At 42.9% G+C, this 11,826-nt stretch carries 10 protein-coding genes; 1 reads left to right on the top strand and 9 read right to left on the bottom strand.

Annotated elements, in window-relative coordinates; all coding sequences use genetic code 11:
- The coding region (locus JW841_03195) for a DEAD/DEAH box helicase (GenBank protein ID MBN1959927.1) at positions 1-2,684 on the top strand (2,684 nt) is incomplete at its 5' end.
- Positions 2,685-2,892: 208 nt separating this feature from the next.
- Here the strand turns inward: JW841_03195 and lhgO are convergent.
- From lhgO to JW841_03150, 9 genes are all read right to left on the bottom strand, one after another.
- Entirely contained in the window at positions 2,893-4,107 is a 1,215-nt protein-coding gene (gene lhgO / locus JW841_03190) for an L-2-hydroxyglutarate oxidase (protein MBN1959926.1), read from the bottom strand.
- Between the two features lie 70 nt (positions 4,108-4,177).
- The gene (locus JW841_03185) at positions 4,178-6,343 is read right to left on the bottom strand and encodes an SPASM domain-containing protein (GenBank protein MBN1959925.1); all 2,166 of its coding nucleotides are present in this window, start codon (positions 6,341-6,343) and stop codon (positions 4,178-4,180) included.
- Positions 6,344-6,622: 279 nt separating this feature from the next.
- A complete protein-coding gene (locus JW841_03180) occupies positions 6,623-7,213 on the bottom strand; it encodes a hypothetical protein (GenBank protein MBN1959924.1) in 591 nt (196 codons plus the stop codon).
- A 129-nt stretch (positions 7,214-7,342) separates the two neighbouring features.
- Positions 7,343-7,537, bottom strand: a complete 195-nt coding sequence (locus tag JW841_03175) for a hypothetical protein (GenBank protein MBN1959923.1) — start codon at positions 7,535-7,537, stop codon at positions 7,343-7,345.
- A 23-nt stretch (positions 7,538-7,560) separates the two neighbouring features.
- On the bottom strand, positions 7,561-8,220 hold the full coding sequence (locus JW841_03170) for a hypothetical protein (protein MBN1959922.1): 660 nt from the start codon (positions 8,218-8,220) through the stop codon (positions 7,561-7,563).
- Between the two features lie 131 nt (positions 8,221-8,351).
- Positions 8,352-8,537 (bottom strand): hypothetical protein, encoded by a 186-nt coding sequence (locus JW841_03165; GenBank protein ID MBN1959921.1) that lies wholly within the window; start codon positions 8,535-8,537, stop codon positions 8,352-8,354.
- Between the two features lie 80 nt (positions 8,538-8,617).
- Positions 8,618-9,400, bottom strand: a complete 783-nt coding sequence (locus JW841_03160; protein ID MBN1959920.1) for a FecR domain-containing protein — start codon at positions 9,398-9,400, stop codon at positions 8,618-8,620.
- The gene (locus tag JW841_03155; protein MBN1959919.1) at positions 9,397-10,620 is read right to left on the bottom strand and encodes a flagellar assembly protein T N-terminal domain-containing protein; all 1,224 of its coding nucleotides are present in this window, start codon (positions 10,618-10,620) and stop codon (positions 9,397-9,399) included. Before JW841_03155 ends, JW841_03160 begins: the two co-directional genes overlap by 4 nt.
- Before the next feature lie 64 nt (positions 10,621-10,684).
- Positions 10,685-11,476: a hypothetical protein gene (locus tag JW841_03150; protein ID MBN1959918.1), complete on the bottom strand. Its 792-nt coding sequence runs from the start codon at positions 11,474-11,476 to the stop codon at positions 10,685-10,687.
- Between the last annotated feature and the right edge of the window lie 350 nt (positions 11,477-11,826).

Raw genomic sequence — 11,826 nt, 5'->3', positions numbered from 1 at the left:
CAACCAAACACAGAAGCGAGCTTACTCTTAAAGATATACTATCACGGCTTACCTATCGGGCTGCATGTAAGTTACTCGGGCCTGATGGCGAAAGGCTTATAAGACAAGGTGGTAAGTTTGATATCACCAACATTGATACACAGGTGATTTTTGATAATGAAATTTTTCGCCTCGATCTTGGCTTTGGTGAAGTATTCGCAAGCATTAGTTTGGCCGATAATGCACGGCAGAGATTGCATTTGCAATGCAGCGTTTGTACCTCAGCGTGCGAACATGTTGGGGCAGCCCTAGCACTTATCCTTGAAGAAAAGATAGCGCTAGGTTTAGCAAAACCGCCACCAGAGCGAAAACCAGTTGCGAGTCTTAGTGACGAAGAGTTGCTAGTAAAGGCTCTGCAAGATAGACAAGAGCGTGCTAAAAAAGAAAAGATGATTCTTAAGTCTATGGATCCTACCACGATCTGGACTGATTATACGGTTACCAATACTGAGTCGGGTAAAACCCACCGCGTGGCTATTAGAGGTTGGAATCCGGGCGAATCATATTGCTCTTGTCCTGATTTTCGTAAGAACACATTAGGCACATGCAAGCATATACTCAATGTTTTAGGCAAACTCAAGCAACGCTTTCCCGCGGCGGTTTGCAAGCAGCCCTACCAACGCAAAAATATAAGTGTACATATGCACTATGGCAAAAATTTAGAGTTGCGTCTGCTTTTGCCAGAAAAAATCGATCAAGAAATAGCTAAGATTGTGCAACCGGTGCAGAATAAATCAATTCATGATATTCATATGTTGCTTTCTTGCGTTAATAAGTTAGAAGCAAGCGGATACAAAGTAAACATATACCCAGATGCAGAAGAGTATATTCAATATCAACTACAGCAACGACGCTTAGAGGGTCTGATAAACAATATTCGAAACAACCCGGCTGCGCATCCTTTGCGCAAAAAATTGTTAAAATTTGAGTTGTTGCCATATCAAATGGACGGCATAGCTTTCGCAGTCGGCGCGGGTCGGGCCATTCTTGCCGACGATATGGGCTTAGGTAAAACTATTCAGGGTGTTGGGGTAGCTGAGTTACTCGCACAACAGGCGGGTATAAAAAAGGTACTTATTATTTGCCCAACTTCTTTGAAATCCCAATGGTGCAATGAGATACATCGTTTTGCCAATCGCGACTGTCAACTTGTAATTGGCAGCGCGCAGCAACGAGTAAAGCAATATGATAACGATTATTTTTTTACTATCTGTAATTACGAGCAGGTATTTCGCGATATTCTCGCCATTGAACAGGTTAAATGGGATCTGATTATTTTAGACGAAGGGCAACGCATTAAAAATTGGGAGGCGAAAACCAGTCGTATTGTAAAGGGCTTGCAATCTCGATTTGCTCTGGTGCTTACTGGTACGCCTTTAGAGAATCGCTTAGACGAACTATACTCGATTATTAGCTTTATTGATGATCGCCGTTTGGGGCCGGCTTTTCGATTTTTTAATCAGCATCGCATAATTGACGAAAGTGGCAAGGTGCTAGGTTATAAAAATCTTGCTGAGTTAAGAGAGCGTTTAAAACCAATATTACTGCGCCGCACCCGTACTTCGGTAATGAAGCAATTGCCACCACGTACGACAAAGATTATGCGCATCGCACCGACAGATGAGCAATTATGTATGCACGGCACCAACATGAAAATCGTTAGCTCTATTGTGAAAAAACCTTATATTTCTGAGATGGATTTGCTTAGGTTACGCAAAGCGTTGCTTATGTGTCGCATGGTTGCAGATAGTACATTTTTAATAGACAAGCAGGAACCTAGCTATTCAAGCAAACTTATAGAAATTGATAATTTGCTTGAGCGGATTGCCAATGAAGAAAATCGCAAAACCATTATCTTTTCAGAATGGACAACTATGCTGAATCTTATAGAGCCGATTCTTAAACGTTATGGTTTACGATTTGTGCGGCTTGACGGATCGGTATTACAAAAGAAGCGGCAGCAATTAGTGCATCAGTTTCAAACCGATCAAGATTGTAAGGTATTTCTTGCAACCAATGCGGGCGCCACCGGTTTAAATTTACAAGCCGCCAATACCATTATCAATGTCGATCTGCCTTGGAATCCGGCAGTATTAGAGCAACGTATTGGTAGAGCCCATCGCATGGGGCAAACACAGCCAGTGCAGGTTTATATAATGGTAACTGAAGCTACCATTGAAGAAAATCTTCTTGGTACGCTAGCAGCAAAAAATGATCTAGCAAACGCAGCACTTGACATAGATAGCGAAATCGATGCCGTTGATCTTGCCATCGGTATGGATGAGTTAAAGAGCCGTCTTGAAATTCTTCTCGGGGCAAAACCCGAAGCTATATTTGATGAAAGCGAGAGAACTCGGCAAGAACAAGTAACTAAAAATATTTTGCAGCAAAAACAAATTTCTCTGGCCGGCGGGCATCTTTTAGGTGCAGCATTTAATTTTCTTGGTGAAATGCTGGCGCAGCAAGAAGAAAATAATGAATCCCAAGCAATGACAAAGATGTTCAAACAGCGGTTGCATGAATGCTTAGAAAAAGACGAAAACGGTAACTTTCAATTAAAAGTTACTTTGCCTGATGCTGCCGCAATTGATAGCCTTGCGAGCTCGTTGGGGCGATTGCTATCAACCCCGAGAATTTCATCGTGACAAGTCAATTTATATTGGCAATTTGCTCTGCACAACAAATTGGACAAATGTTATTTTTAAGGTTGCACAAAAACGTTTGGCCCCACCACTGTTGCAACGGATACATTTTGCCATAATCGGGTAGTAAGATAGCACTATTAAGCAATAGGTAAAGATTAAACTGATGTCATTTTAGTATTTTTTTATAATTGGACATGTAGGCACCCCCCTAATCGCATTTGTTTTTTAAAAATCGTTCAGCAATAGTTTCAGCAATCGCTAAAGACGCCGTGGCCGCAGGTGATGGCGCGTTAAGAACGTGAATCATTTTTTCTCGTTCAAGCAAACAGAAATCATTAATCAGTTGCCCATGAGAGTTAAGCGTTTGGGCACGTACACCAGCTCTACTGTAGGTAACATGCGTAGCAGTAATTTCGGGAACTAGCCGCTGCAAATCTTTCACAAAAGCTTTTTTACTAAACGCACGCCACATTTCAGCTAGGCCCGTTTGCCAATAACGAAAAGCCATACGCCAGAAGCCGGTATATGATAAAGTTTCGCAAGTATCGCGTAATGAAAAACTAGTGCGTTTATAGCCTTCACGTTTTAAAGCTAGTACTGCATTTGGTCCGGCTTCGAATTCACCATTAATACGACGAGTAAAGTGCACCCCTAAAAACGGGAAGCGAGGATCTGGCACCGGATAGATAAGATGCTTAACTAAATGCTGCGCTGATTCTTTAAGAGTAAAGTAATCACCGCGAAACGGGACTATACGTTCATTAGGAATAACATTGCTTATTCGTGCAACACGATCAGACTGCAAGCCCGCGCAATTAATAATAGCACGGGTTTTATAATCGCCCGATTTGCTAACTAAGATAATTTCTGTGGCCTTGCGAACGATTTTTATTACCTTTGCATTAGTTATAATTTGACCACCAGCGTTTTTTATTCGCTTAGCCATGGCAGTAACAACTTGACGAAAATCAATGATGCCAGTTTCTGGTACATAAAGACCTGCGATACCTGCAGCATGGGGTTCATAATTTTTTATTTCATCTGCAGTAATGGGTTTGACCCCAGCAAGACCATTTTGCTTGGCGTGTTGTTCAAGTTGGTTAAGCTTTGCTAGCTGAGCTTTTTGGGTTGCGACTACGATTTTGCCACATAGTTCATAAGGTATATTTTCTTCATCACAAAAGCGCAGCAATTTTGCTCTGCCATGATAGCAATTGTGAGCTTTAAGAGAGCCAGGTTGGTAATAAAGACCAGAGTGAATAACGCCACTATTATTGCCGGTTTGATGAGCGGCAAGCTGATTTTCAGCTTCAAGTACACAAAGACGTATTGATGGAGCTTTTTGCAAAATTGTCAAGGCGGTAGAAATACCGACAATGCCACCGCCGATTATGGTTATGTCATTAATGCGCTGACTAGTCATTTGATTTCTTTATAAAACCTTATTTTTATAAATTATTGTATTCCTATATCATCTTGGCTAAATACACACTCTAAAACATCCAGAAATCAGCAAGCCAGCGTTTGGAGTGAATTAGACGAAAGTGCTGATCATCAGTAGTGGTTGAGGCAAGAGTTCGCATCGATTGCAGCAGCAGAGGATCAATTGCCATAAACCCAAAGCTATAACCGCTGCCGGCAGCAAGATGCATGGAGGCAGTATCAAGTTCGGTAGCGTATTGCTCATGCGCCAAACGTAGCACATCTGCATAGGTTATCTCTGCATTTGCCGGTAATATAATGCGGCGTTCATGTAGTTCGCGGTTGGTCGTTACCTCGTTGATAATCAAGGTTGCAGGAGCATCATCGGTAGTGATGATATCGAAAATTTCTAAATAGCTACTGGTAACTTCTTGTCTCAAAAAGTTTGTCAACTCAACTTTACCGACAATTTCTACGATCTGTAAACTTAATTCTTCGGCATAAGGATGGCGCTGCAGATATGCTTCTAATGCTTCATTTTTGTCATTACCCCAACGTTCTTGTTGCGTATCATAGTACAGCTCGCGCCACAGGATCGGTCGCGTCATGCCTTTTTTCTTTAAAAAGCTGGGAGCTACATATTTGTCACCTCGCTGCAGATAAGGCTTGAGACGCTTAGCGAAGGATGCTGCACGCCAAGCAAAGGCGGTGCGAGCAAGTGCACCTAACGCTTTTCGCAAGGCCTGACGTTCATTGATCGGGCGCGCGGCCACCGGACCACCATCAAGACAGGGTTCGGCTAGCGCTCGCCATAAAAGTGCTGCCAGCGCCAGTGAAGGCTCAGAGGTAGTGAGCGCTTGCTCTACCGCCGCTACTCGCGTGGGGATATCATTGGCGAGTTTACCAGTGCTCATCGCCGCGAGAAAGGCCTCGCCTTGATTGCTAAAAACAGTGGTGTTGGCATCAGCATTATATATACCGTGTAAAAAACGTTGCGTGGTCGCTTCATCATACCAGCATAAAATTCGTCTTTCGATGCTAGGCTCGATAACTGGAGATCCTGGAGCTGCTATTGATGGATGCTGTTGTACAAGTGCGATGCAATCGATCGGCAACGCGGTTTTGGCTTTAGCGTGGTTTTTTGCATGCACTACATTAGTGTCGGGCAAGCCAAGAACACCAAGACATGCGGCTACCCCCGCGGCAGTACGTAATACCCCAGGCATATGCCATACATCACGAAAGCACGCGGTATTGTGGCGGCGCATAAGCCAACAACCTCCACCGCAGGCTCGGGCATATTCACAATGGCGGCATTTTCCTTCTGGGGTATATTGTCGTAGTTTTGAAAAACCATGTTCCCAAATATCGCGAAGAGATTGCCGGTGAATGTTACCGGCACTTTCACTATGATCGAGTGTGGTGCAAGGCACCACCTCACCGTCAGGCAAGATCACACACTGAGCACGACCAGCACCGCACCAAAGCGGATCATCCCGTACTAACGGCTCGTGGTCACCACAGTATCCGACTTCATCGGCCAGTGACACGGGAAAATAGCTACGCCGACGCGCGATAAATGCCAACAAGTGTTTAAGTTGCGAGTGAGAGAGAAATAGTTCGGGTCGAGTCGCGGCTCTGCCTTCAGCGACGAGAAGATGCAGACCCCATGACGAGGCACCACTTTGTGCTACCAGTCCCAAAGTGCGATCAAGCTCTTTATAATTCACCGTGGATACGGTAGTGCCAGCCGCCACCGGACAGAGATGAGAGAAGAATTCTATGGTGCGAAGCGCCGCAGTAAGCGCCCCACGATTAGCACGAAAGCTATCATGACATGCTTCAGGGCCGTCGATGCTAACTGCAACGAATGCTGGTGGCCAGCGCGTAAAAGCTTGTTGTTGTGTAGGTGTTGGATAAATGGCGGTATTGAGGCTGTAGCGTATTTTTCGATCAGCAAGGCGCGCGATGATCTCTGGAAGATCTTCGCGAACCAATGGCTCACCACCGGTTATCAAGAATTCTTCAACGTTGAGTGAGGCTATTTCGTCGATTAGGCGCAAGACCACCGTGAGTGGCATATCGGGGATATGCACATCGCCAGTAAGACAATGAGCGCATGACAGCGGGCAACGCAAAGTAGCCAGCCATTGTACGAGACGAAGGGTGTAAGTATAGCTGCTTTGCTTATCGTTATGATAGCGAACGCAAGCATGAGTTTTAGTAAAAAATACCATGACCTCTATTTACCCATTAAAGTAAGCACGATTTTGCGGCACTCGCGCGGGCTATAGATAATAAGCACATGGCTGTGATTATATAGAAAATGGCAAAGTAAGTCAGCTTACTTTTTAAATAATTAAAACAGTTTTGCAAACATAACTATGATGTTAAGGGAGCCCACCAAAAATAGATAAGAAAATAAGTGCTGTGGAATTGGTGGCAAATAGAAAGGATATTGGGGGATGTCCCCTGACTACATATGAGTGCGTTTTTTCAGCGTAAGCAAACGAAAGTTATTGTCTGAGTTCGTCGTTGTCTTGAGGCGCAAGAGGATTAACAGGGACTACGCCACTGATATCTTTTTCGGTCTCAATGTATTTGGCTTCGTCGATGCTAATTTTACAATATCCGACTCTTTCGAATTTAGCATTACCAAAGCCAATGGTTTTGCCAAAGTTGCCATCTTCTCGCCATTCACGCCAATGTCCAGCACCAATATTGTTTGGACTTGAGGTAACAATTGACCACTGCATACCGTCGTGACCTGTGTCGTCGGCATAGTCTCCGTACATAAATATCTGATCACCTTCTTGAGAAGCTGTGCCATTCCAATCGTGAAAAGTGTCAGACCACCAAATATAACGCATATGTGTACCGACAGTGCCAATATACTTAAAACATAATCCCTGAGTAGCATGTTGCTGATGTACAGGTGAAGTGTCATCATATGCAGTAATAAGCCAACGATTACCGTATTTAACTAACTCTGGTGCTGCTTGAGCAGCCGCGTTTGAAGCGATTAGCATAACCAAAGCACTAGTGATTGTGAGTGCGAAATTGGTAAGCCAAATACGTTTTGCTCGTGATACTAGTAACTTATGCATTTGCATCCCTTTAATAATAAGAGCCCCCGGCCGGCGCACCACAATGGCGCAACCTCACAGAAGACTGGTTTTGAAGATCTTCGCAGTTAAGAATAGATTTCTAACAAAAAAAATTGGTATCTTGGACGTTTAAAATGTACCCATGGCGCCAAAGAATGGTCCAAACATTGGGGCTATGCTGATGCTGCTTTCATAATGGGTTGTACTAGAAACATAATTTGTCGTTGTAGGATAAGTGAGTTTTAACGGTGAGTTATTTGCTTCAACTTTTACTTGCGTACGTACATTATTATAGCGATCTGGATCAGCGCCAAAGAAGCGCAAGTAAATCCCCGTGCCAATGGCGGCTATACCGATAGGTTTAAGTTTTGCGTTAGTGAGGTGCTACCGCCAAGATTATCATTAACTGTCCAGGTGGCGGTAAATGTTCTTTCGTTTAAGTCAGTAAGGGTAGCATATAATCCACTAGCAGTAGCGCTTGTCGTGGTCGCCCCATCAACAACAGCACTTGCACTTTGAAAACTACCACGCCAGGTATCATCAAAACTGGCGCTTCCACTTAAATGTAAACTACACACAGGTGTCAACTCGGGGGTAGTGCCACTCCAGGTTAAAACCGGGGCAGTTGATGCAGTTGCGTTTCGCGGCAGCCAATCAGAAGTACCACTTTCATTAACCACCGCAACGCGATAATCATAACTTTCACCAGGGGTCACAGCATCTAAGAAAATAGGTTGCGCAGCATCAGAAAGTGTGGTTACTAGCAGCGGACCTCGTTCAGTAAAAGCATCAGTTCCTTGACGTCGTTCGATTTGATATTGCACGGTGCCTTGATTAGTATCGGTTAATACTAGCTGCAAAATATCAGGGCCGGCTGGAGTAATCGAGATATCAATAAGCGCTACCGGTGGGGTAGTTACACTTAGAGCATCAGTAGGTGTAGAAAAGCAATCTTCGGCAGCAACTTGGCGATAGCTGCGTACCTGATAGATATAAACACGACCCATTGTCACATTAGTATCACTATAAGAAAAGTGGTGGCATCAACGCGCGCGATTTCGCCAAGGGCGCTTTCGCCAGGCAGATGTCGTTCTATAGTGAAACCTTGTGCGGTAGTAGCACTCGATACCCAGTGTAATTAGATATGGTCGTTATAAGCTGTTGCCGCTAAATCACTTGCTGGTGCATCAGGAGCACAACTGTTTTGCTCATTGGGGGCATTAATATTTTTAATTTTTTGTAAAAGAGGCTGATCACAGCCTACTAGATTAAAACTCATTGTTACCGCAGCAACAAGTGTAAGTATGGATAGTTTTGGTTTCATAAATTACCGCCGAGGTTATTCGTACAACTTAGTTTAGCATTTAATTAAGCCGTTTACCGGTCTTAATAAATGCTATGTCTTTACTCTTTAAATCCCGAATCTCTATCACGCGCTTCATTCCAACTTTCCCAATCATCACCACTAGCAGTAAAAGCTTGTGGTGCACTCATTTTACCGTTAGCAGCAATAGTTACTTGCTGCATAGCGTCAGCAACCATTTCTTCCCACTGTTTACGGCTGACTTCTTGGGGGCCAGGAACTTGTACACGATTATTTTTAGTAGCTCCACTGCGGGCATATATTGGTCGATTCGAAATAAGAACACGACCGTTGTAAACTTTAACGGTAGTCGTACCATTATTATCTATTTCTGTATTAAAACGAGTACCACGAACACCACATACTGCATTAGGGGTGCTTATTTCAAAGGCTCCGGTTCCTTTTTTATTGCCAACAGCGCCGATAACTGCAGCCCAAAGTCGACCTAAGGTTAATTTGGCAGAAAAACGTTGGCGTTGCGAGTTTTTAAAACGCGCAGTTCGTACTACTACTTCTGATTTTTCAAATAAGCGTAGCACCGAACCATCGGCAAGTTTAAGTTCAGCGCGTGAAGCTAGGCCAGTGCGTAAGCGATCACCTTCGTAAAAGATGGTACCAGTTGCTGCCTTGTTAAAGTTGCCACCAGCTTTGGATCTTTTTTGCACATCGCCCAGAGCCAAGCTTAATACGGTAGTATCGGAATTTTTGGCAGCAGTTACTGGCATTGACTGTAATGCTGCGATTACAGCAAAAATTATAGGTGGTGCAGCAGCAAATATAAAACGGTGTGCTCGGTGAGCATCTTTTAAAAATAGTATTTTCATTTAAGTACTACCACAACAGTGTTAGCAGTTATTTCATCAACCGCTAATGTGATTTTTTCAAATTTAGCCGATTCAAGTGCATCAGCTAAATCTTGTACTGAACCTTTATATTCAATTTCAAGTTCAGCAGTAGGGGCTTTAAATAATCTTTGCCGCACTTCAACAACACCGCGAGTTTTATTGCTAAGCACACGTTTAATCGTGCGTAGTTGTTTCATCTTTGTAATATTTTTAAGTACTAACTTAATTGCCATCGGCCCCGCAGTATGTCTTTCCCATTGTGCAGTGATTTTTTGTAATAAATCATCAGCTGCGCGCTGGGCTACTTTTTGCAAAGCTAATGTACCACCAGTAACTGGGTCTATATGAGCTACAGCTAAAGATTGCATTGAAGTACAGAGGATTTCTCCGGTGTCTAAATTTAAGGTACGCACCGAAATATTGGCACGTATTGAATGCATTTTCGTATCCATAACCGGGCCAGTATCAATAGCCACAGCTTTGCCTATAATAACAAGTTCAGCGCCTGCCATAGCAGCAAATTCTTTAACGGCAGCATCACTAGGTTCAGCACTAGTAAGGGCAGATGACGTTGTCAATTTGCCATTAAGTGCTTGGCGATCGATAAATTTCAAACCTTTAGGTCGCCAAGTATTAACAAAGGTATTGTCAACCACATCAAGGTTGGTGCTAAAGGTTGAGTTGCCCCACCAAAAATCGGCACCGGCTTGACCGACATTTTGTTCGGCTACCATAACCAGCACCCGAGGCATGTTTTTAGTTTTAAGAACCGCTAGCAAGCCATCGAGGTCATTATGTAAATTGCCGGCAGCAACATTTGCTTCGATAGTAACCTGATAGACACCTTCATTTTTATTTTCGGCCATAATTTTATAAGAGCGCACATAGCCTTTAGCCTTACTATAGATGCGGTCGGAGATGAGTTCGAAGTTTTGGGTTAAAGTCTCACTTGTCACCATAGTGCCAACGGCTTGCTCAATCGCTTTGCGTAATGCATCAGCTATGGCTTTGTCGCGCGCCATAATATTGTCATTGTCAATAATCGCTGCTTGCCCAACTGCTTGCACCTTGGTGGCTTTAATATTATTTATTTTAGAAAAAGTAGTATGTGCGTAAAGTGTTATAAGAGATGTCATAAGAAATACGGTGAACACTTTGAGTAATGTGGTCTTTGTGTTTATATTAATTATCTTTAACATGTTTTTGCTGCCTCCTAATTAAGTGGCAATAAGTTAATGTCCTAATTGGCGTTTTTACAGGGAGCTAGTCGCAAACAATAACCACTTTACCTTGAGTGAGTATAGCGCTTAATTTACGAATTTTTTGGGCATCATCATTAGTAATAATTATATCGGCACTTTTAGGCGCTGCTAAAGCTTTGGCTTTTATAATTAAAGGCTTTGTGCCGATGCGAATACTTTTTTTGGCGAGCTCAATATTTTTAATGTATTCAATCATACCGTGCTCGCGAAAAGCATCAATATTGATCTGTGCAGCTGAATAGACAATGTTGCCTTCTTCATCAACAAGTTTAGGTGTAAGTGCTGGGGTTAATTTTAAACCTTTGCTATTGATAATAATTCCACTGATTTTACTGCTAACCGCCGGCTCGGCAACAGTTGCAGAATCAGAGTTATTACCTACATTCGTAGCCAGTAATTCTGATAAGATCCCATCAAGTGGTCCGGTTAAAATTACATCAACGCCACCATCTGAATAATATTTTATATCAGCGGTTTTAAAGCCTTGTATAACACCACTCACCTTTGCTTTTAGTTCAGGCGTAGCATCTAAAGTAGTACTTGCAGCTATATTGCCAGAGAGTCGTAATCCGCGAATAGTTTCAAGGGCATTTCGCATAGCGTCAAGCTTGGCGGCTCGTTCTGCCCCCAGCCTGGCTGCTGCGGCGTTGGCTGCTTTTAAATTTGGGGCACCGCTACCAGTAACCGTAAGTGTTTTATCAGTCCAATTAATTTGGCCATGAGCAACATTTTGCGTAACTTGGTCGCTAGCAGTGGAAAAAAATAATATAAAACATAAAACTAAAGAGTTCATTAAGAAGCTCCGTAAGTACTAGGTATGTGGAAACATACAATTATAAAACTGTCCCATTTTACGGATTGTAACATAATATCGTCAAGCCAATTAATTCTTTGATAGTAATCGGATAAATTTAAGGTTTTTAAGCAGCTAAGATATAGCATCCCAGGTAAACGGCAGATATAAACAGTGAGAGTTGATTCACCTATAAAAATCTAAGTTAAGTAAAAAATAACAGTCATTAGATTTAGTAAATTATTAGGAGCACAGCATGAAAGCGTTTTGTTTAACTTGGGCTTTAATTCCTTTTTTGATCCAATGTGGTGACCCAGAAAGCTCTATAAAAGATTGCAAATTTACACTTT

It is taken from the genome of Deltaproteobacteria bacterium (genome assembly GCA_016931625.1).
Taxonomy (GTDB): Bacteria; Myxococcota; XYA12-FULL-58-9; order XYA12-FULL-58-9; family JAFGEK01; genus JAFGEK01.
Note: the sequence above shows the minus strand (reverse complement) of the source record. Positions and strands in the feature narration are given on the sequence as shown.